The sequence below is a fragment of the Paractinoplanes lichenicola genome (assembly GCF_016785085.1).
Classification (GTDB): domain Bacteria; phylum Actinomycetota; class Actinomycetes; order Mycobacteriales; family Micromonosporaceae; genus Actinoplanes; species Actinoplanes lichenicola.
Genome location: NZ_JAENHO010000011.1, coordinates 194,368 through 214,284, shown reverse-complemented (window position 1 = coordinate 214,284; position 19,917 = coordinate 194,368). Strand labels below are relative to the sequence as shown.

The following is a 19,917-nucleotide window of genomic DNA, read 5'->3' as shown; positions in this document are numbered from 1 at the left end:
AGGTGTCAGCCCGTGTGATGCGACTCCTGCAACCGGTAAACGGGAGTGGGCAGGCCCTCGTACCGGGCTTTGAGCTGCAGGGCCAGATAGAGCGAGTAGTGCCGCGACTGGTGCAGGTTGCCGCCGTGGAACCACAGGTTCTCCTGCTGGGTGGGCTTCCACATGTTGCGCTGCTCGCCCTCCCACGGGCCGGGGTCCTTGGGCGTGTCCGAGCCCAGCCCCCACACCTTGCCGACCTTGGCCGCGGTCGGGGCGTCGACGAGATCGGCCACCCAGCCGTTCATCGAGCCGTACCCGGTCGCGTAGACCACCAGGTCGGCGGGCAGCGTGGTGCCGTCGTCGAGCACGACCGCGTCCTCGGTCAGGTGGTCGACCTGGCCGTGCGCGAGCTTGACCCGGCCGTCGGCGACCAGGTCGGCCGCGCCCACGTCGATGTAGTAGCCGGAGCCGCGGCGCAGGTACTTCATGAACAGCCCGGAGCCGTCGGCGCCCCAGTCGTGCCGGAAGCCGGCCTTCTCGAGCCGCGCGTAGAACTCGGCGTCGCGTTCGGCCATCCGCTCGTACAGGGGGATCTGGAACTCGTGCATGATCCGGTAAGGGATCGATGCGAAGATCATGTCGGCCTTGTCGGTGGTGACCCCGCTCGCGACGGCCCGCTCGGAGTAGAGATCGCCCAGGCCGATATCCATGAGCGAGGCCGATTTCACGATGTGCGTGGACGAGCGCTGCACCATGGTCACGTCCGCGCCGTGCTCCCACAGCGCGCCGCAGATGTCGAACGCCGAGTTGTTCGACCCGACGACGACAACCTTCTTTCCCTCGTACGCCTCCGGTCCGGGATGCCCGCTCGAGTGCTGCTGCTCGCCCCGGAACACGTCCTGGCCCGGGAACGACGGCCAGTTCGGCTTGCCCGACATCCCCGTCGCGAAGACCACGTGCGCCGGGGTCAACTCGACCGTCCCGCCCTCGCGCTCCACGATCACGCTCCACCGCCCAGCGGTGAACTGCGCCGACCGTACGGTGGAGGAAGTCCAGTACGGCACCTCCATGACCCGCGTGTACATCTCCAGCCAGTCGCCGATCTTGTCCTTGGGCGAGAAGACCGGCCAGTTCGCGGGGAACGGCAGGTAGGGCAGGTGGTCGTACCAGACGGGGTCGTGCAGGCAGAGGCTCTTGTACCGGCCGCGCCACTGGTCACCGGGCCGCGCGTTCTTGTCGATCACCAGCGCCGGTACGCCGAGCTGCCGCAGCCGGGCCCCGAGCGCGATCCCGCCCTGACCGCCGCCGATCACCACCACGTACGGCTGCTCGTCGTGACCCAGGGTGGCCGCCTCCTCGTCACGCTTCTCCTTCCACGACTTGCGCCCCTGAGCCAGCGAGTGCTCGACCCCCTGGGGCCGCCGCTCGCCCTTGTTCTCCTCGAAGCCCTTGAGCTCGCGCAGCGTCGTGAGCAGCGTCCAGGCGCCTTCCGAGGTGAGCCGCAGGTGCCCGGCGCCGCGCCCGGTGGCCGTCTCGAACCGGATCCACGCGTCGATCACGCCGTCGGCCTCGGTCGGGTCCTCGGTCAGCTCGAAGCCGGACGGATCGGTGTTGTCCAGCGTGTTCGTCAGCAGGTCGGTGATGCCGTCCCGGCCCTCGACCGTTGTGATGTTCCAGGTGAAGGCGACCAGGTCGCGCCAGAAACAGGCGGGGGCGAACAGCGCGGCCGCGGCCGGCACGTCCCGGGCCCGCAGCGCGGCCTCGAAGGACGCGAGCCAGTCGTCCACGCGCTGCCGTTCTCTTGTCTGCGTCATGGGCTCACGAGACCGCGACGACTTCGGTCCGCAACAGGGTTGCAACACATTGCACAAGCGGGCCATGCTCAGTCGTGGGCGATTTCCGCGCGGTGCGGCCGGGCACCGACCTGACGCGGCACGCCCGTGAGCTGCGCAAGGTGCACGACGCGGTGCTCGCCGGGGCCAGGCCGCCGCAGCGCCCGCGCGCGCTGGTCGAGCGCTCGTGGTCCCGCGTGCTGGGGCTCGGTCTCGACCCGGCCCGGGCCAACGCGCGCGATCCGGTGCCGTTCGACGAGGTCGAGCGGCTGCGCCGGGAATCCCCGCTGGCCCTGGTCGTCGACGACCTGCTGCGGCTGGCCGACGGGTTCCTGCTGGTCGTCACCGGCGCCGCCGGCGTGATCCTGTGGCGGGCCGGGCCGCCCGGGCTGCTGCGCCGAGCCGACGGGCTCGGGTTCGGCGAGGGCGCCGACTGGACGGAGGCGGCCGTCGGCACCAACGCCATCGGGACGGCCCTGGTCGAAGCGGCGCCCGTCCAGCTGTTCTCGGCCGAGCACTTCGAGGAGGCGCAGCACGCCTGGTACTGCACGGCCCATCCGGTGCACGACCCGCGTACGGGCGACCTGCTCGGCATCGTCGACGTCAGCGGGCCCGCGCTCACCCTCCACCCGGCGATCGAGGCGCTGGTCGAGACCGGCGTACGGCTGGCCGAGGCGCAATTGTGGCGCCATCACGCCGACCGGCTCGACCGGCTGCGGCGCTCGGCCGCGCACGTGGTCGCCACCGCGCACGGTCCGCTGCTGATCGTGGACGAGCAGGGCTGGGTGGCCGCGGCGAGCGGGGTGGCGGCCCGCGACCGGATCGGCGCGCCGCGCGAGGGGGCGGCCCTCGGCGTACCGGGAATGGGTCTCTGCCTGCCGGAGCGGCTGCCCGAGGGCTGGCTCGTGCGCCCGGCCGGCCCGCAGGCGACGATCCACGCCACGCTCGACCTGCGTTCCGGTCCGGTCCTGGAGGTTCGCGGCGAGGCCGAGCCGTGGCGCACGCCGCTGACCCGCCGCCACGCCGAGATCATCGGCCTGCTCGACGCGTGCGGCCCGGCCGGTCTGACGGCGGCGCAGCTCAGCCGTTTCCTGTACGGCGATGCCGACCACGTGGTCACCGTCCGGGCCGAGGTGTCCCGCCTGCGCCGTGCGATCGGCGCCCTGGTCGCCACGAACCCCTATCGCCTGGCGGCCGGGGTGGTGCTTTCGATCGACGGGCCTTAGCCGGCCAGGGCCTTTATTTCGACGGGGATGCCGTTGAGGACGCTGTTGCCGGACAGGGGGTCGACCGTGGTCTCGTCGGTCAGGATGTTCGAGTTCACGCCGGGGTGGTCGGCGGCGACTGTCATGCGGGTGCCGGGTTGGCCGTGACCCCAGCCGTGGGGCAGGCTCACCACGCCCGGCATCACGGTGTCGGTCACCTCGACCCGCGCCGCCAGCCCGCCGGCCCGCGACGTGACCTGGGCGTCGTCGCCGTCGCCGAGGTCGAGCCGGGCCGCGTCCAGGGGGTGGATCTGCAGCGTGCAGCGGTCGCGGCCCTTCACCAGGGCGGGCACGTTGTGCATCCAGCTGTTGTTGGAGCGCAGGTGCCGCCGGCCGATCAGCACGAGCCCGTCGCGCGGCCGGTCGAGCGCGCCCCGCAACCGGTCGGTCTCCGCCGCCAGCCCGTCGAAGCTCAGCTCGATCTTGCCGCTCGGCGTGCGCAGCACCTCGGGGATCCGCGGCTGCAGCGGCCCCAGGTCCACGCCGTGCGGGTTCGCCAGCAGCAGATCCAAAGACATTCCCTCGTACGCCCCCGAGCGCAGCGCCACGTCCAGCAGGCGCTCGGCGGGTGACGACCCGGACGCGGTCTCGAGATTTGCGCGGGAAAGCGCTTGGCGCACCATCGACTCGTGCACGTCGTCGGCCGAGCCCTCTCGGCCGGAGGCGATCAGCGCGAGCCGGGCCAGGATGTCGCACTCGTCAGGCCCGCCGAACGGCACGACCGGCGGCGAGTACGCGGCGAAGTTGCGCACCGCCAGCGCCAGGAAGGAGAAGTCGTAATGCCCCTTCCGCAGCGCGTCGGGCGGCGGCAGCACGACGTCGGCGTGCCGGGTGGTCTCGTTCAGATACGGGTCGACGCTCACCATGAACGACAGCCCGGACAGGGCCCGGTCGAGCCGCCCGCTGTTCGGCGTGGACAGCACGGGATTGCCGGCCACGGTGATGAAGGCGCGCACCTGCTCGTCGCCCGGCGTCTCGATCTCGTCGGCCAGCGTGGCCACCGGCAGCTCGCCCTTGACCTCGGGCAGCCCGCGCACCCGGCTGTGCCACCGCCCGACCCGGAAGCCCTTGCCCGTGCCGCGGCCCTTCGACAGGTGCGGCGCGAGCGGGAACATCACGCCCCCGGCCCGGTCCAGGTTGCCGGTCAGCACGTTGATCACGTCGACCAGCCACGAGGTCAGCGTGCCGAACTCGACGGTGCACGTGCCGATCCGGCCGTAGACGGCGGCGCGGGGAGCGGCCGCCAGCTCGTGGGCCAGCGACCGGATCCGCTCGGCCGGCACGCCGCAGACCGCGCTGACGTCCTGCGGCGCGAAACCGGCGGCCAGCTCGGCGACGGTGTCCACTCCGGTCACGTACGGCTCGAGGTGGCCCAGCGCGACCAGGCCGTCGGCGAAGAGCGTGTGGACGATGCCGAAGAGCAGGTACGCGTCGGTGCCGGGCCGGATGAACAGGTGCTCGTCGGCGTGCCCGGCCGTGCGGGTGCGGCGCGGGTCGACCACGATGAACCGGCCGCCGCGCTGCTGAATGGCCTTGAGCCGCCCCGGGAAGTCGGCCGCCGTGGCCAGGCTGCCGTTCGACTCCCACGGGTTCGCGCCCAGCATGAGCAGCAGGTCCGTACGGTCCAGATCCGGTACTCCGATGGTCAGCGGGCTGCCGAACAGATAGCCGCTGGAGACGTGCTTGGGCATCTGGTCGACCGTGCTGGCCGAGAACACGTTGCGCGTGCCCAGCGCCTTGACCAGCGGGGTCACGTAGAGGCCGCCGGCCATCGTGTGCACGTTGGGATTGCCGAGATAGAGCGCGACCGCGTGCGGCCCGTACGTGTCGAGGATCGGCCGCAGCCCCCGCGCGACCTCGTCGAACGCCTCGTCCCACTCGACCTCGACGTGTTCGCCACCCCGCTTGACCAGGGGGCGGCGCAGCCGGTCGGGGTCGTCGTTGAGCTGCCCGAACATGGCACCTTTGGGGCAGACGAAGCCGTGGCTGAACACGTGCTCCCGGTCGCCGCGGGCCGCGGTCACCCTGTCCCCGTCGAGGGTCAGCTCGAGACCGCAGGCGGCCTCGCAGAACGGGCAGGTCCGGTACGCGGTGCGCGAGTCGGCCACGATGCCACCCACTTCCGTCCGAGGCAGTGGTTACCGGTCAGTATCCTGCCACGGGCGGCCCTATTTGGGCAGTCGCAAACCTTGCATCCCGCCGTCCACGGCCAGCGCCACCCCGGTCGTGGCCGACGCGTCCGGCCCGGCCAGGTAGGCGATGGCGTGCGCGATCTCGTCGGCCGTGACCAGGCGCCCCGAGGGCTGCCGGCCTTCCAGCGCGGCCCGTTCGGCGTCCGGGTCGTCGGCCGCGTCGAGCAGCCGCTGCACCCAGGGCGTGTCCGCCGTACCCGGATTGACGCAATTGACGCGGATGCCCTCGCGCAAGTGGTCGGCCGCCATGGCCAGGGTCAGCGACAGCACGGCGCCCTTCGTCGCGCTGTAGAGGGCCCGGCGCGGCAGGCCCGCCGTGGCCGCGATCGAGCACGTGTTGACGATCGCCGCGTGCGCCGACTCGCGCAGGTGGGGGAGCGCGGCCCGGCTGACCCGTACGATGCCCTGCACGTTGACGTCGAAGACGCGGGCCCACTCGGCGTCGTCGTTCTCCTCGACCGTGCCCTGGGCGCCGATCCCGGCGTTGTTGACCACCACGTCGAGCCCGCCGAACGCGGACGCCGCCTCGGCCACCGCCGCCCGTACGGACGCGTCGTCGCTGACGTCGCAGCGCAGGCCCAGCAGCGGGGCGGGCACACCGGTGTGGAGGTCGAGGGTCGCGACCCGATAGCCGCGCTCGGCCAGCAGGGTCGCGGTCGCCAGCCCGATGCCCGAGGCGCCGCCGGTGACGATCGCACGCAGGGCGGTCATCGGGGGCCCACGACCTGCTGGCGGGCGCTGCCCAGGTGCTCGATGCCGAGCGTCATCACGTCGCCCGCCCGCAGATACACCGGCGGCTTCAGACCGAGCCCGACCCCGGGCGGCGTACCGGTGTTGATCAGGTCGCCCGGCTCGAGCACGAGGAACTGGCTGAGATAGTGCACGACGAAGAACGGGTCGAAGATCATCGTGCGGGTGTTGCCGGTCTGCCGGCGCTCGCCGTTGACGTCGAGCCACATGGCCAGGTCGTTGACGTCCGGGATCTCGTCGGGGGTGGCCAGCCACGGGCCCGCCGGGTTGAACGTCTCGGCCGACTTGCCCTTGACCCACTGCCCGCCCCGCTCCATCTGGAACGCGCGCTCGCTGACGTCGTTGACCAGCACATAGCCGGCGATCGCGGCGGCCGCGGCCTCGACCGACTCCAGATAAGAGGTGCGCCGGCCGATCACGATGCCGAGCTCCACCTCCCAGTCGGTCTTGGCCGAGCCGCGCGGGATCCGGACGTCGTCGTTCGGGCCGACCAGCGTGTTCGGCGACTTGGTGAACAGGATCGGCTCGTCGGGCGCGGCCTGCCCGGTCTCGGCCGCGTGATCGCTGTAGTTGAGGCCGATGCAGAGGATCTGGTGCGGCCGCGCGATCGGGGCGCCGATCCGCTGCTCGCCGAGCTCGCGGACGTCCCCGGCGGCGATCCGCTCGGCCACCGGCCCGGCGATCCGCGCCACCCCGTCGCCGCCGAAGAACTCCTCGTCGAAGTCCCGCACCAGGTCGGACACGTCGACGTAGCCGGACTCACCGGCGCGGACGGCGGGCTTTTCGGCGCCGGGGGCTCCGATGCGCATGAGAAACACGGGTGGGACTCTCCGATCTCAGGGGATCCAGTACGGCGTACGCAGTCCTTTGACGCCCACGTCGGCGGTGAACAACCGGCCCGACGCGGGGTGGCGGGTCAGGTCGGCCGGGCCGAGATCCTGGGTCGCCGTCGTGATCACCAGGATGTCGAGGTCGGGGCCGGCGAACGCGCAGCTGGTCGGCTGGGGCGCGGCGACCTCGACCACGGCCAGCAGGTCACCGGCGGGGGAGCGGCACTCGAGGCGGCCCCGGCCCCAGACGGCGATCCAGAGGTTGCCGATCGCGTCCACGCAGAGTCCGTCGGGCAGGCCGTCCGAGATGCCGAAGAGCTTCCGCCGTACGCCGTCAGGGTAGTCGCGTCCGTAGATCACGCCGGGGATCGAGTCGATGCTGTAGAGCGTGCGGCCGTCGGGACTCCAGGCCAGCCCGTTGGACAGGGTGAGATCGTCGTCGAGCACGGTGACGGCGTTCCCGTCGAGCCGGACAAGCTTCTGCGTGCCCTGCGTGTCGTCGAGGGCCATGCTCCCGACCACGAACCGGCCCTGGGGGTCGACCGCGCCGTCGTTGAGCCGGCTCTCCGGACGGCCGAGGCGGGCGACAGCCGTACGGGAATCGGCTCTGATGACGTCGTCGCGGGTGGCCACGAGCAGGTCGCCGGTCTCGGAGACGGCCACCGCGCAGGCCAGATCGTCGAACTCCCAGGTCTCGGTGACGGCGATGTGCTCGGGGGTGACCGTGCCCGCGTGCACCGTGCCGCCCAGGATGTCGACCCAGAGCAGGCGCTGCCGCTCCGCGTCCCAGACAGGCCCCTCGCCGAGGGCGTAGGCCTGATCACCGGCCGGCCGGGCGACGAAGCGGGCAGTCATGTTCCGGATGGTAGGCGCAAGTTACGAGCAGTTGAAGGATCTTCCCGAGTTGCGGCACCGGGGTTACGGTCGTCACATGGCTGAACGGCGGAGCGCACAGTGGTACGGCGGCGACGACCGGAACAGCTACATCCACCGGGCGTGGATGCGGCGCGGGCTGCCCGCCGACGCGTTCGACGGCCGCCCGCACATCGCGATCGCCAACACGGCCAGCGACCTGACCCCCTGCAACGCGCATCTCGACGAGGTCGGGCGGAGCGTGGCCGACGGCATCCACCGGGCCGGCGGCATCGCGCTCAACCTGCCCGTGGTGTCGATCGGCGAGACGCAGGTGCGGCCGACCGCGATGCTGTGGCGCAACATGGCCGCGATGGCGATCGAGGAGATGCTGCGGGCCAACCCGATCGACGGGGTCGTGCTGCTCGGCGGCTGCGACAAGACGATCCCGGCGCTGCTCATGGCCGCCTCCTCGGTCGACCTGCCGGCCGTCGTGGTGCCGGGCGGGCCGATGCTGACGGGCACGTTCCGCGGCGTACCGCTGGGCTGTGGCACCGACGTGTGGAAGCTGAGCGAGGAGGTGCGCGCGGGCACGCTGAGCGCCGACGAGTTCCAGCGCTCGGAGTCGTCGATGATCCGCAGCCGAGGCCACTGCAACACCATGGGCACCGCCTCGACCATGGGCCTGCTGGCCGAGGTGCTGGGCATGACGCTGCCGGGCATCGCGGGCACACCGGCCCCCGACAGCCGGCTGCTCGAGGCCGCGCACGCCACCGGGGTGCTCGCGGTCGACCTGGTCGAGCGGGACAGGCGGCCCAGCGCGGTGATGACCCGGGCCTCGTTCCACAACGCGATCGTGGCCCTGGCCGCGCTCGGCGGGTCGACCAACGCCGTCGTCCACCTGCTGGCGATCGCCGGTCGGCTCGGGGTTCCGCTCACGCAGGACGACTTCGACCGGATCGGGGCGGGCGTGCCGCTGCTGGTCGATCTTCAGCCCGCGGGTCGCTTCCTGATGGAGGACCTGTATCGGGCCGGTGGGCTGCATGCGGTGCTTTCCGAGGTGCAGGATCTGCTGGATCCCGCGGCAATCAGCGTGCTCGGCGAGCCGCTCGTGTCAGTGCTCGACATCGCGCGGGTCTACGACCGTGAGGTGATCCGTCCTCGCGCCGACCCGCTGCAGATGGAGGCCGGGATCGCCGTGCTCTACGGCAACCTGGCGCCCGACGGTGCCCTGGTCAAACCGGCCGCGGCCACGCCCGCGCTGCTGCAGCATCGCGGCCCGGCCGTCGTCTTCGACTCGGTCGAGGACCTGAAGGAGCGGCTCGACGACCCGTCGCTCGAGGTCACGGCCGACTCGGTGCTGATCCTGCGCGGCTGCGGGCCCAAGGGCTACCCCGGCATGCCCGAGGTGTCGAACATGCCATTGCCGGCCAAACTGCTGGCCGAGGGCGTCCGCGACATGGTGCGCATCTGCGACGGGCGGATGAGCGGCACCGCGTACGGGACTGTGGTCCTGCACGTGGCCCCCGAGGCGGCTGCTGGTGGTCCGCTGGCCAAGGTCCGCACCGGCGACACGATCGTGCTCGACCTGGAGAACCGCCGCCTCGACGTGGATCTGCCGGCCGAGGAGTGGGAGGCCCGTTCGCCGTCGGCCGAGGCCGCCCGCGCGTACGCGGCCCCCGTGCGGGGCTGGGAGAAGCTCTACGTCGACACCGTGGGCCAGGCCAACACCGGCGCCGACCAGTCCTTCCTGCTCGGCGCGACCGGCGACAAGGTCTCCCGCGAATCGCACTGACCGTGGCGGGTCACGTCGTGGCCATCGCGGGCTGCCCGCCGGAACAGGTGACCGTCATCGTGGTGACCGCGTTGCCGTGCTTGAAGGTGACGGCCGGGGCGGCGGACGGGCCGGTGCCGGCCGACTGGACCTTGAACGGCTTGCGGGCCTGATAGGTGAGGATCTCCGCGGTGGCGGGGGAGGGGCAGGTCGCGGTGAGGCTGCCCGCGTCGGACGACCAGGCACGGGTGACCGGCTCCGGATCCGGGCCCGGACCGGGCGGTGGTGCCACTGTCGTCCTCGTCGGAACGGGTGCGGAGGGTGTGGCCGGCCCGGCCGTCGGAGTTGCGGTCAGAACCGGCGCGACGGTCCGGGTCACGGCGGGATCGGGCGTGGCGCCCGTGGTCGTTGCCGTTGCCTTCGTGGTGGTGGGTAAGGACCCGGGCGTGGACCCGGCCCTGGGCGCGGTGGATCGCCCGCCCGGTGCGGCGGGTGGCGGCGAACCCGACGGGAAGGCGGCCGTGACCCCGTCCGGCGGGTCGTCGGGAATCAGGAGCCATCCGGCCGCGCCGGTCGCCAGCAGGAGCGCGGCCGCGACCGCCAAGCGGCCACGATGCCGGGGGCGGGCATCCTTCGCCGTCGCGTCGGCCCCGCCACCCGGGAGCGACGCGGCGGCCCCCGGTTCCGGGTGTGTCGCACCCCGGCTGAGCAGGGCGGACACCTCGCGGGCACTGGGCCGCCGGGTCGGGTCCTTGATCAGGCAGCGCTCACACAGCTCGGCGACGAACGCGGGAACCCCGGCCACCGGAGGCAGCGGCGCCGGCTCCAGATAGATGTGCGCGGTCAGCATCTGGGTGGTGTCCTCGCTGCTCCACGGCGAGTGCCCGGAGAGCAGGCGGTAAAGGACGACACCCAGCGCATAGACGTCGGAGGCCGGCTCCACGGCGTCGTCGATCAGCCGTTCCGGCGCCAGGTAGGCGGGGGTGCCCAGCACCTCGGGGTCGAGCTCCCCGGTTCCGCTGGGGGCGGTGGCGGCCGCGATGCCGAAGTCGACGACCTTGGCGCCGGTCGGGCCGAGCATGACGTTGGCCGGCTTGATGTCGCGGTGCACGAGGCCCAGGGCGTGGGCGGCGGCCAGCGCGGCCGCGATCTCGGCGCAGATCCGCATGGCCTGGCGCGGCGGCACCGGACCGTCCGCCATGCGATCCGCGAGCGTGCCCCCCTCGACCAGCTCCATCACCACGTACGGCAGAACCCGGCCCTCGGCCGTCAGCTCGCCGTAGTCGTGCACCTGCGCGATGTTCGGATGCGACAAGCCGGCCGCGGCCTGCGCTTCCCGCCTGATCCGATGCTGTTCGCCCCGGTCCGACCCGACGATCTTCACCGCCACGGTGCGGGCCAGCACGTGGTCGCGGGCCCGCCACACCACGGCCATCCCACCGGCGCCGATCGGCTCGTGCAGCTCGTACCGGCCACCGAGGACGACACCGGCGAGGTCACTGCGTTCGTCCATTCGACGCAGTCTGCCTTGATCGACGGTCATGCGCATCCTCCGCCTGGTTCGACAGCCCGTGCACCCGGCCTTGTCAGTGGCGGCCCGGCGGGTGAACGCTGGGCGTCGTGCCGCCGTTCGGCGACCGCCTGTTCCTCAGGGAGGCGGACATGGACAAGACCAGGATCGTTGTTGGCGTAGACGGATCACCCCAGGCCACTGCGGCCGTCGGCTGGGCCGCCACGGAAGCCGTACGCCGCCACGCCGAGCTCAGGGTGTTGACGGCCTTCTACCGCCGCCGATCCAGCCCCGACAGCCACTCCGCCGAGGAACGCGCCGGCGACATCCTGCGTCGTGCGGTCGCCCACGCCCGCGAGGTCGCCCCCGAGGTCGAGGTCAAATGCCAGGCCCTGCCCGGGTACGCGGTCCCGATCCTGATCCACGCCGCCGAGGAGGCCGCGCTGCTGGTCGTCGGCGGCCGGCACGAGGGAGGCCTGCCCGGGCTGCCCATCGGCTCGGTCAGCAGCCAGGTCGCCACGCAGGCCCGCAGCTCGGTCGTGGTCGTCCGCGGCCGGCACGGCGCCGACGCGGGCCCGGTCGTGGCCGGCCTGGACGACAGTCCCGCCGCCGCCACGGTCGCCGGCCACGCGTTCGAGGAGGCCGCCCTGCACAACGCCGAGGTCGAGGCGCTGACCGTCGGCGGCGTCAAGGCCCCCGACCCGCTCGGCGCCGACTTGGACGCCCAGCTCGACCCGTGGCGCGAGAAATATCCCGACGTGCGGGCCCACCGCGCATACGTGTCCGGCCGCACCGACAAGGTTCTGATCCAGCGGTCCCGGTCGGCCTGCCTGATGGTCGTCGGGCCCCGCACCCACGGCTATCAGGGCCTGATGCTCGGCGCCATCGGCAGCCGCCTGCTGCAACGCTCCGGCTGCCCGGTCCTGATCGCCCGCTGAGCGACCGCCGGTAGGCCGTGACCAGCGGACGCACCTCGACCCAGCAGTCGACCACCGGAATCATGCGGGCGATCCATACGGCGTGGTCGAGATCCGACGCCTAGACCACGAAGTGACCGGCGAACGTCTGCTCGGCCGGGGCCAGCGAGCCGCCGGTCACCACGGCGCCGCGAATGGAGACCGCAGCCGAGGCGGGGCGGGCGGCGTGGCCGGCGACGATGCGGCCGCCGGTGCCGGCGATCTGGCGGGGCAGCGCCAGGTGGGCCTCGAGGAACGTGGGTGAGACCGCGGCGGAGCTGTCCGGAACGTCCCGTTCGTAGACCAGGATCATGAACCGCGGCAGGGGTGACTGGCTCTCACGCGCGAGCACGACCCGACCCTGCCCAAGGCGGCGGGGCTATGATCAACGACCGTGACCTCCACGCCGCGTTACGTGCTCTTTCCCGGCCGGCATCACCTGCTGACCCAGTTCCAGGCCGATTACCTGCAGCGGCTCGCGGACGAGGGCGCCGGGACGATCGTGTGGGCGGTGACGTCGGCCAACCACGAGAACACGAAGCGTAACCCGATTCCGTACCACCGGCGCGAGGCGGCGATCGAGCGGTTCAGCGTGGAGACCGGGCTGCGGTCGGTGGTCGTGCCGATCTTCGACACCGCGCCGACGGACAGGTTCGCGCAAGTAACGCTCAAAACCGTCACCGTGGCGACCGGGCTCGACCTGACGCCGGCCGACACCCTGGTCGCCTGCTCGACGCCGCAGGTCGCCGCCCTCTACGAGGAGCTCGGCTTCCGGATCGCCCCGGTCGAGGCCGATCCCGCGCTGCCTTCGGTGCCCGAGCGGCCCTGGGACGTGTTGCTGCGGCTGGCCGCCGGTGACGACTCGTGGCGCAAACTCGCGCACCCGGCGACGGTCGACGTGTACGACCGCTACGGACTGAGCACGGTCGTGCAGACGGTGGTGAACGATCCGGTCGTCGGCGACGAGGGCGGGTTGACCGCAACGCGCGACTACCGCACATATGTGGAAGCTTTCGCCGACGCGGCCGCGCGCAAATGGACAGCTGTGCGCCAATACGTGCAGCCGGGCCGGATCGTGGACATCGGCTGCGGCGCCGGCGCGGTGCTCGAGTTGGCCGACCGTGACGACGCGCTGCACGAGAGCGACCTGATCGGCGTCGAGGTCGCGCGTCACCTCTACCAGGAGTGCGTGCACAAGAAGGCGCAGGGCGTCTTCGCCAACGCGAACGTCTACTTCTACCAGCGCAACGTGCTCGGCGGCGCCGTGCTTCCGGACCGCTCGGTGGACACCACGCTCACGTTCGCGCTGACCCACGAGATCTGGTCATACGGACAACAACGCGCATCTTTGCTCCAGTTCGCGCGCCGCATCCACGACCACACCGTCCCCGGCGGCGTCTGGATCAACAGCGACGTCTGCGGCCCCGGCGACCGCACCCGCCCGGTGATCCTGCGCCTGACCAGCGACGACGGCGAAAACCCCAGTTCCCCCCGTACGGATCTGGAAGCGCTGCCGTCGGCCGAGGTCGCCGCCTATGTGGGCTCGTTGTCCACGCGCGCCAAACTCGATCAGTTCGCGGTCGACTTCGCGTTCCCGTTCGAGTTCACGCCCCGGCCCGACGGCACCGTCCGGATCCCGTACGGGCAGGCCATGGACTTCCTGACCCGCAAGGACTACACCGACAACTGGCTCTCCGAGACCCACGAGCAGTTCTGCGGCCTCGACTTCGCCGACTGGGTGTCGCTGCTGGCCGAGGCCGGCTTCGACCTCGACCCGGCGTCGCACCCGCTGCGCAACGACTGGGTGATCGACAACCGGATCACCCCGGTGGCATCGCTGGCCGACGAGGACGGCAACCCGCTCGACTGGCCGACCACCCACGCGATCATCGTGGCCCGCCGCCCCCGCAACAGCTGATCACCATCACCGAAAAGGCAGATCAACCTCGTTGGACGCCGAACAGTCATCACAAGGCGGCTGAACCAGCTCGGGAATCGGCGGCTTCAGCTTGTTCGTCCGGTAGTACTGAAGCCTCGCTCCCGTGGCGTCGTCAACCTCGTAAACGCGGACACTCCAACGCTGGCGGGGACTGGCGTTGCCGGGGAGGGTGAATTCGTAGCTGTACCTGTCCGGCTGCGGTGACAGATCTTTGCTGGGCCAGAATTCGCTGTGCGCGTTCACGTCGTGAATATGAGCCATGACCCAGAATTTCCGGCCGTTGGCCGGCGCCCGAGTCCGGACGGAGTTGATGACAACTTTACGGTCCGAGACCGATTCCACCGTCAACCACACCGGCGGCGGTCCTGGACCATTCGTCGACAGCCATTCCCGGTGGTCGATGAGATATCCCGTCGCGCCGCCACCGATGACGACGCCCAGGATGAGGGCCGCCGGTCCCAGGGGAAACCGCTGCTCTTGCTTGTGGACCACGATGGCGGCGACGATGCCGACCAAGGCGAGACAGGCGTCGAACAATGTCTCGAACAAACCGAGATAATGCACGACGATCGACAGGACGCCGAGAGCGGCGACTGACGCGCCGAACAGCACCTTCACTTTCGGGTTTGCTATTTGTTTCCGTTCAGGAGGGTGATCCGGCGGATCGCCGATGCGTATCATCATGGATGTCTCTCACCTCCTGCGGTGCGTCACAGCCGTATTCGACGCTGCAGAGTTCGCCCGCCTCATCCTAAGAAGCAGCGAAGGTGGCGACCGTCGCCCGTTGGAGTACATTTCGGGCCGCGGTCAACGATGCATCGACGCGATGTCCGCATGGTTCGCCTCGCCGCGTTGCAGTCTGCCTCTGGGAACGGTCTAGAGGAGCGCGCCGATCTGGTCGCGCTGAGCGGGGTCGGCCACGGCCGCGCCCAAGGCGACGACCCGAGCACCGGCGGCGAGGAAGCCGGGAGCTGTCGCGATGGTCAGACCCCCGGTGGCCACGAAGCGGACGTCGGGAAACGGCCCGTGCAAGGCGGATATCCAGGCCGGGCCGAGCGCGGCCGCGGGGAACGCCTTGAGCCAGCGTGCCCCGGCCAGCCACGCCTGCTGCACCTCGGTGGCCGAGCCGACGCCGGGCAGATGGGGCATCCCGGCCGACTGGCTCGCGGCCAGGACGGCAAGGTCGAGCCCGGGGGCGACCGTGTATTGCGCGTCCGCGTCCGCGGCCGCGCGCACCTGCTCGGCCGTGATGACCGTTCCCGCGCCGACGCGCAGGCCGCGCTCATCGGCGGCGGCCGCTGCCGCGCGCAACGAGGCCACGGCGTCGGGCGTCGCGATGGGCACTTCGAGCACGTTCACGCCGGCGTCCCAGAGCGCGGTCGCGACCTCCACGGTCTCGGCCGGCGCCAGCCCGCGGAGGATGGCCATGACCTTCCGGCCGTCGAAGATGTCGTCGAAGGTCATGTCTTCTCCTCGAGAGGGCGAGAAACGGCGACAGCTCATGGTCGCGCACCATCCTCGCGCCCCACCGGGCCCGCCGCCGGTCCGTCATCTACCGGCTCGGCGGTAGATGGTCGACTAGAGCGCCCCGGCCTCGTTTGCTTTGGAGAAGCGGTCGGCGATCCAGAACAGAGTCTCACCCTGATAAGTCCAGGCATCAGGACCGGAGAACGTCCTGGCCTGGCCGGTCGCCAGCTCGACGATGTGCTGTGCCAGTTTGGTCGCGGACCAGGCCTCGACGTCGGGCCGATACGCCCACCGCAGTGGTTTCTGACGGTCCTCTAACCAAGTCACCGCACCGCGATCTGGTTCTTCGGCGATCCATGACTCGACCTCGCTGACCCAGTCCGGCCGGAGCAGAGTTCCCAAGTTCAGCTGCAGACTCGCACCCCGGGGAATCAAGTTGTTGTCCACGATCAACGGGACGGACCGTTGCCTGCGCGTGCGCTCGGCCAACTCGACGCTGACGCCCGAGCCCCCGCGATCCGCGGTCGGTCCGAGAATCCGGTCGGTCATGTCGTCGATCGGGAAGATCTGCTGAAACGTCGCACACAGCTGGTCGGCCGGCTCGGGCTCCCGGAAAACAGCGACCTCGATGCACTGGATGGCAAGATCGCTGGGAGCGAGCTCGGTAAGCCAGCTCACGGTGGTCAGCACCTGAGACGGGAACCGTTCCGCGATGAGGACGATGCGGGGGCGGGTCAGCAGTTCGTCGCCCCACTCACCCTCGACGTGCTCCGTGAGAAGGGCGAGCGCGGCTTCCGGAGTGATCGGTGTGTCCGGCTTGGACTTGTTGAGAAACTCAGCGTGAACGATGCCGAGCGTCTCCTTGGTGAAGCCGGCGACCAGCGCGGCGTATGTGACGGCTTGGAGATGGACGCGTTTGTCGCCGTCGCGCTTCAGCTCCACGACGACGAGCTGGCCGGTCGCGTCGAGCCCGAGAACGTCGAGCCGATCTGCGGCGACCTGACCGCCGCTGGTCGCCCACCGATCGAATTGTTGTGTGACGATCCGGACGTTGCCGCCCATGATCTCCGGGTGTGCGACGATCCACCGTTCGAGATGCTGCAACTCCATCAGACCCTCGGTGGTCATCGACGCCCTCCGGAAAGGCGTGGCAGTGGCGCCGTCGATGCGGAACAGGTGGGTGGCTGGACTCACCCGAGCATTATCTCCGTCCGCGTTGCCGGCTGTTCGTTAGTGCGGAGAGTCAGCCGGCGGCGAACACGGCCAGCGCCACCCCCAGGCCGCCGATGGCCGTGGCCAGGGCGACTGCGGCCAGCCACCGCGCCGGCTGCGGAGCGGCCGAGGGCGCTACCGGGAAGTCGGACGGCGGGACCCGGCGGCGCAGGGCCGCGGCCGCGATCACGAGCACGGCGAGCGAGGCGGTGATCGCGGCCAGGAAGGACCAGCCGCCCAGGTGGGGGAGCAGGAAGCGGGCGCCCACGACGGCCGCGACCACGACCGACGCGGCGGTGCGGCGCCAGGCCAGGATGGTGCGCTCGACCTGCAGGCCGCCGTCCGCGTTCACCGCCCGGCCCGGTGCGGTGGGGTCACCAGGACAGGACCGGCAATGGCGGTCACCGGGACAGGACCGGCAATGGCGGTCACCAGAGCAGGCCTAGCAGGACCAGGACACCGGCCAGGGTGAGGCCCGCCCCCACCGGGACCGCCATCACCGGTGGGGGCAGGCCTCGGCCCAGGCGCAGGGCGACCTCGGTGCGCACCCAGCCGGACCAGGCCTGGGCGGGTGCGAGGGCGCCCAGCAGGATCAAGACGACGGCGGCGGCGCGGCGGAAGCCGGGGGCGATCGGCAGCGTCACCGCCTCCAGCGCGATGCCGGCCGCGAACAGCGCCAGCGACGTCCGGATCCAGGCCAGGAACGTCCGCTCGTTGGCCAGGCTGAACCGCGGGTCGGGGTCGGTTCCGCGGCCGTAGACGCGTTGCGGCCGGCGGGGCGGAGCCTCGTTCACCACAGTGCTGCCACTCCCTTTCCTACGGCGATCAGGCTGCCCGCCAGCGCGAGCATGACCACCCACGTACGGGCGGTGTGGTCGGGCAGCCGGGCGGCCAGGAAATGGCCGCCGCCGATTCCTGCCAGCAGGGCCCCGCCGCAGGCCAGCAGCAGGGGTGGGGACAGGGACGGCCAGCCCTTCGAGGCGAGCGAGAGCACGTTGCTGACCAGGCCGACGAGTTGCACGGTGGGCACGAAGCTGTGCTGGTCCCAGCCCGTGCTCATCTTGTAGACGGCGAGCGGCGGACCGCCCGTACCGGCTGTGGTGTTGAAGAAGCCCGACGCGAACCCGGACGCCACCGCCCCGCCCCGGCGGCGCAGCCACGGCATGCTCTGGCCGACGGCCACCCACGCCACCGACAGCGCGGAGATCAGGCCGACCCCCACCAGCAGCACGGATCCGGGCAGGACGTGCACGACCCAGACGCCCAGCGGCAGCGCCAGCACCGCCCCGGCGATCATCTGGGCCGCCAGCCGGCCGCGCAGGGCCCGGGCGGTGGTGGCCAGCACGATCAGGTTGAGGCCGGCCGAGAGCAGGTTGGCCAGCGTCACCCCGGTGAACGGGCCCAGGATGACGACCAGGAACGGGGCCGCGACCAGCGCGAACCCGAGCCCGGTGGCGCGTTGCAGGACGGCCCCGATCGCGACCGCGCCGACGGCCAGCACGTCCGCGACGGGCAGCACGTCAGCGAGTGACGGCGTCGTCGACCACGTCGGCCAGGCGGCGCAGCCGGTCCACCGAGATCGTGCGCAGGTCGTCGGCCATGGTCGGGCTGCCCACGACTGACGCCCACACGGCCCGGCCGGCCAGGAAGCCCGACGCGCCCTCCTGGCAGGCCAGCCGGACGGCGTCCGGGAACATCTCGGCCGGTACGCCGGAGGACAGCACCACCCACGGGCTGGAGATCGCCGACGTCAGCGCGGCGCACCCGGCGCTGATCTCGGCCGGCGTGCCCTTGCCGTGGGTCGGCACCTCCGACTTGTAGAGGTCGGCCCCGAGCGACCCGAGCTCCCGGGCGGCGGCGTGGATGCCGGCCTCGTGGTCGTACGCGCCACCGTCCCGCGGCCCGCGTGAGACCGGCTCGATGATGCTGACCAGACCCGCCTCGCGGCACCGGGCGACGAAGTCGTTCACCATCGCGATCCGCGAGTCCGCAGACTCGTCGGGCCGCCACAGGACGAGCAGCTTGAGTGCCTTCGCGCCCTCCTTCGAGACGACGGCCGGGTCGACCAGCGGGTCGATGGCCACGTCGGCCACGAACTCGGTCGGGCTCGGCGTGAAGGCGTCGGCCGCGGCGATCAGCGCGCAGGACGGGTCGGTGGCGCCGGCCGCGATCACGGCGTCCCAGCCGAACTGCTTGTCGATCAGCACGGCCGAGGCGTACGGGCTCAACGCCCGGGTCGCGTCGACCTTGAACGCGGTCAGGTCGGCGTCGGTCACCGGACCCGGAGCCTTGGCGGCGAACATGGCCCGCAGCGCCTCCCGCTGGTCGACGGCGAGCATGGCGTACCCACCGGACGGTCGGGCAAGCACGGAAGGATCGACGGACATGAGCTCTCCCCCACAACGGGCAACAGTATGTTCGGAAACTAACATCCGATGGGAGTCGAGCAACAGGGGCTAGACTCACGTCGTGTCAGTGGAGGCCATGCGTTACGACGGCGCCCCGCAGCGGCGCAGCCACATCATGGCGGCCCTGCGCCGCAAGGGTTTCCTGTCGGTGGCCGAGATCAGCGAACAGCTCGGCGTCTCCCAGATGACCATCCGGCGTGACCTGCGCAGACTCGCCGAGGGCGGCGAGGTCGTGCTGGTCCACGGCGGAGTCAGCCTGCCGCCCGGCGGCATCACCAACCCCGGTTACGCGTCCCGCGCGCTCAGCCACGCCGGGGCGAAGCTGGCCCTCGGGGCGGCCGCCGCGCGCCTGGTCCAGCCGGGCGACACGATCGGCATCGACAGCGGCACCACGGCCGCCGAGGTCGCGCACGCCCTGCCCGAGGAGTTCGCCGGCTGCGTGATCACGCACTCGGTCCCGGTGCTGGCCCACATGCTCTCGAGGCCCCGCGCCCGGGTCATCGGCATCGGGGGCGAGCTGCTGCACGACAACCAGGCGATGGTCGGTTTCGCCGCGCTCGACCTGGTCAAACGCATGCGCGTGCGGCTGCTGTTCCTGGGCGCGAGCGCCGTCGACGAGCGCGGGGCGTATGTGCGCAGCGAGGTCGAGCTGAGCGCCAAGCACGCGTTCCTCGACATCGCCGACGAGGTCGTGCTGCTGGCCGACGTCAGCAAGCTGGCCGCCACCGCCCCGGTGCAGGTGTGCGGTTTCGACCGGATCGACACCCTCGTGGTCGACGGTCCGCTTCCCGAGAAGGTCGCCGCGGCGGCCCGGCGCACCGGAACGCGGGTCTTAACCGCGTAAAAATCCGCATCCGCCCGATTCTCAGCCTGCCGAACGGCAGGCTTTCTTTGTTTCCGGCTCTTGACGTCGCCGTGACGTGCGTTCAACACTGCATGCAGATCGGAACG

Annotated in this window: 19 protein-coding genes; 5 read left to right on the top strand and 14 right to left on the bottom strand. The window is 71.3% G+C overall.

What is annotated here, in order from left to right; genetic code table 11:
• Positions 1 to 5 precede the first annotated feature (5 nt).
• Positions 6 to 1,793: a flavin-containing monooxygenase gene (locus JKJ07_RS34750; RefSeq protein WP_202996189.1), complete on the bottom strand. Its 1,788-nt coding sequence runs from the start codon at positions 1,791 to 1,793 to the stop codon at positions 6 to 8.
• Positions 1,794 to 1,867: 74 nt separating this feature from the next.
• Here JKJ07_RS34750 and JKJ07_RS34745 point away from each other — a divergent pair, with 74 nt between their 5' ends.
• Complete coding sequence (locus JKJ07_RS34745) at positions 1,868 to 3,037, top strand: GAF domain-containing protein (RefSeq protein ID WP_202996188.1); 1,170 nt, start codon at positions 1,868 to 1,870, stop codon at positions 3,035 to 3,037.
• On the opposite strand, the gene JKJ07_RS34740 is transcribed toward JKJ07_RS34745, so the two are convergent.
• From JKJ07_RS34740 to JKJ07_RS34725, 4 genes are read right to left on the bottom strand one after another with little or no spacing between them, the layout of a single operon-like run.
• Complete coding sequence (locus JKJ07_RS34740; RefSeq protein WP_307834553.1) at positions 3,034 to 5,184, bottom strand: molybdopterin oxidoreductase family protein; 2,151 nt, start codon at positions 5,182 to 5,184, stop codon at positions 3,034 to 3,036. The two genes, JKJ07_RS34745 and JKJ07_RS34740, sit on opposite strands and share 4 nt — an antisense overlap.
• A 60-nt stretch (positions 5,185 to 5,244) precedes the next feature.
• Entirely contained in the window at positions 5,245 to 5,979 is a 735-nt protein-coding gene (locus tag JKJ07_RS34735) for an SDR family NAD(P)-dependent oxidoreductase (protein ID WP_202996187.1), read from the bottom strand.
• Positions 5,976 to 6,827, bottom strand: coding sequence for a fumarylacetoacetate hydrolase family protein (locus JKJ07_RS34730; protein WP_236030394.1), 852 nt, complete (start codon positions 6,825 to 6,827; stop codon positions 5,976 to 5,978). The genes JKJ07_RS34735 and JKJ07_RS34730 overlap by 4 nt, the downstream gene beginning before the upstream one ends.
• Positions 6,828 to 6,854: 27 nt before the next feature.
• On the bottom strand, positions 6,855 to 7,703 hold the full coding sequence (locus JKJ07_RS34725; RefSeq protein WP_202996185.1) for an SMP-30/gluconolactonase/LRE family protein: 849 nt from the start codon (positions 7,701 to 7,703) through the stop codon (positions 6,855 to 6,857).
• Positions 7,704 to 7,779: 76 nt separating this feature from the next.
• On the opposite strand from JKJ07_RS34725, the gene JKJ07_RS34720 reads away from it, so the two are divergent.
• Positions 7,780 to 9,495 (top strand): dihydroxy-acid dehydratase, encoded by a 1,716-nt coding sequence (locus JKJ07_RS34720; RefSeq protein ID WP_202996184.1) that lies wholly within the window; start codon positions 7,780 to 7,782, stop codon positions 9,493 to 9,495.
• 10 nt (positions 9,496 to 9,505) lie between these two features.
• Here the strand turns inward: JKJ07_RS34720 and JKJ07_RS34715 are convergent, their stop codons facing one another.
• The gene (locus JKJ07_RS34715; RefSeq protein WP_202996183.1) at positions 9,506 to 10,987 is read right to left on the bottom strand and encodes a serine/threonine-protein kinase; all 1,482 of its coding nucleotides are present in this window, start codon (positions 10,985 to 10,987) and stop codon (positions 9,506 to 9,508) included.
• 149 nt (positions 10,988 to 11,136) lie between these two features.
• Between JKJ07_RS34715 and JKJ07_RS34710 the strand changes: the two genes are divergently transcribed.
• Complete coding sequence (locus JKJ07_RS34710) at positions 11,137 to 11,922, top strand: universal stress protein (protein ID WP_202996182.1); 786 nt, start codon at positions 11,137 to 11,139, stop codon at positions 11,920 to 11,922.
• A 100-nt stretch (positions 11,923 to 12,022) separates the two neighbouring features.
• On the opposite strand, the gene JKJ07_RS34705 is transcribed toward JKJ07_RS34710, so the two are convergent.
• Positions 12,023 to 12,292, bottom strand: coding sequence for a YciI family protein (locus JKJ07_RS34705; protein ID WP_202996181.1), 270 nt, complete (start codon positions 12,290 to 12,292; stop codon positions 12,023 to 12,025).
• 42 nt (positions 12,293 to 12,334) lie between these two features.
• Between JKJ07_RS34705 and JKJ07_RS34700 the strand changes: the two genes are divergently transcribed.
• Positions 12,335 to 13,858, top strand: a complete 1,524-nt coding sequence (locus JKJ07_RS34700; protein ID WP_202996180.1) for a class I SAM-dependent methyltransferase — start codon at positions 12,335 to 12,337, stop codon at positions 13,856 to 13,858.
• Between the two features lie 6 nt (positions 13,859 to 13,864).
• Here JKJ07_RS34700 and JKJ07_RS34695 read toward each other — a convergent pair whose 3' ends face one another.
• The 7 genes from JKJ07_RS34695 to JKJ07_RS34665 all read right to left on the bottom strand — a co-directional run bounded on the left by JKJ07_RS34695 (position 13,865) and on the right by JKJ07_RS34665 (position 18,945).
• Positions 13,865 to 14,563, bottom strand: a complete 699-nt coding sequence (locus tag JKJ07_RS34695; RefSeq protein ID WP_202996179.1) for a hypothetical protein — start codon at positions 14,561 to 14,563, stop codon at positions 13,865 to 13,867.
• A 192-nt stretch (positions 14,564 to 14,755) separates the two neighbouring features.
• Positions 14,756 to 15,343 (bottom strand): bifunctional 4-hydroxy-2-oxoglutarate aldolase/2-dehydro-3-deoxy-phosphogluconate aldolase, encoded by a 588-nt coding sequence (locus JKJ07_RS34690; protein WP_202996178.1) that lies wholly within the window; start codon positions 15,341 to 15,343, stop codon positions 14,756 to 14,758.
• A gap of 114 nt (positions 15,344 to 15,457) precedes the next feature.
• Positions 15,458 to 16,540 carry a PDDEXK family nuclease gene (locus JKJ07_RS34685; RefSeq protein WP_202996177.1) on the bottom strand — a complete coding sequence of 361 codons (1,083 nt, stop codon included), beginning with the start codon at positions 16,538 to 16,540 and terminating at the stop codon, positions 15,458 to 15,460.
• Between the two features lie 49 nt (positions 16,541 to 16,589).
• Positions 16,590 to 16,910 (bottom strand): DUF202 domain-containing protein, encoded by a 321-nt coding sequence (locus JKJ07_RS34680; protein ID WP_202996176.1) that lies wholly within the window; start codon positions 16,908 to 16,910, stop codon positions 16,590 to 16,592.
• A 76-nt stretch (positions 16,911 to 16,986) separates the two neighbouring features.
• Positions 16,987 to 17,355 carry a YidH family protein gene (locus JKJ07_RS34675; RefSeq protein ID WP_202996175.1) on the bottom strand — a complete coding sequence of 123 codons (369 nt, stop codon included), beginning with the start codon at positions 17,353 to 17,355 and terminating at the stop codon, positions 16,987 to 16,989.
• Positions 17,349 to 18,077: a sulfite exporter TauE/SafE family protein gene (locus JKJ07_RS34670; RefSeq protein ID WP_202996174.1), complete on the bottom strand. Its 729-nt coding sequence runs from the start codon at positions 18,075 to 18,077 to the stop codon at positions 17,349 to 17,351. Before JKJ07_RS34670 ends, JKJ07_RS34675 begins: the two co-directional genes overlap by 7 nt.
• Position 18,078: 1 nt before the next feature.
• Positions 18,079 to 18,945, bottom strand: a complete 867-nt coding sequence (locus JKJ07_RS34665) for a hypothetical protein (protein ID WP_202996173.1) — start codon at positions 18,943 to 18,945, stop codon at positions 18,079 to 18,081.
• A gap of 82 nt (positions 18,946 to 19,027) precedes the next feature.
• On the opposite strand from JKJ07_RS34665, the gene JKJ07_RS34660 reads away from it, so the two are divergent.
• The gene (locus JKJ07_RS34660; RefSeq protein WP_202996172.1) at positions 19,028 to 19,810 is read left to right on the top strand and encodes a DeoR/GlpR family DNA-binding transcription regulator; all 783 of its coding nucleotides are present in this window, start codon (positions 19,028 to 19,030) and stop codon (positions 19,808 to 19,810) included.
• Positions 19,811 to 19,917 lie beyond the last annotated feature (107 nt).

Bases quoted from the DNA above. Each gene is read 5' to 3' on its own strand.
- JKJ07_RS34665 (WP_202996173.1), bottom strand. From the start codon at position 18,945: ATGTCCGTCGATCCTTCCGTGCTTGCCCGACCGTCCGGTGGGTACGCC.
- JKJ07_RS34715 (WP_202996183.1), bottom strand. From the start codon at position 10,987: ATGGACGAACGCAGTGACCTCGCCGGTGTCGTCCTCGGTGGCCGGTAC.
- JKJ07_RS34710 (WP_202996182.1), top strand. From the start codon at position 11,137: ATGGACAAGACCAGGATCGTTGTTGGCGTAGACGGATCACCCCAGGCC.
- JKJ07_RS34730 (WP_236030394.1), bottom strand. From the start codon at position 6,827: ATGCGCATCGGAGCCCCCGGCGCCGAAAAGCCCGCCGTCCGCGCCGGT.
- JKJ07_RS34750 (WP_202996189.1), bottom strand. From the start codon at position 1,793: ATGACGCAGACAAGAGAACGGCAGCGCGTGGACGACTGGCTCGCGTCC.
- JKJ07_RS34695 (WP_202996179.1), bottom strand. From the start codon at position 14,563: ATGATGATACGCATCGGCGATCCGCCGGATCACCCTCCTGAACGGAAA.
- JKJ07_RS34720 (WP_202996184.1), top strand. From the start codon at position 7,780: ATGGCTGAACGGCGGAGCGCACAGTGGTACGGCGGCGACGACCGGAAC.
- JKJ07_RS34735 (WP_202996187.1), bottom strand. From the start codon at position 5,979: ATGACCGCCCTGCGTGCGATCGTCACCGGCGGCGCCTCGGGCATCGGG.
- JKJ07_RS34690 (WP_202996178.1), bottom strand. From the start codon at position 15,343: ATGACCTTCGACGACATCTTCGACGGCCGGAAGGTCATGGCCATCCTC.
- JKJ07_RS34725 (WP_202996185.1), bottom strand. From the start codon at position 7,703: ATGACTGCCCGCTTCGTCGCCCGGCCGGCCGGTGATCAGGCCTACGCC.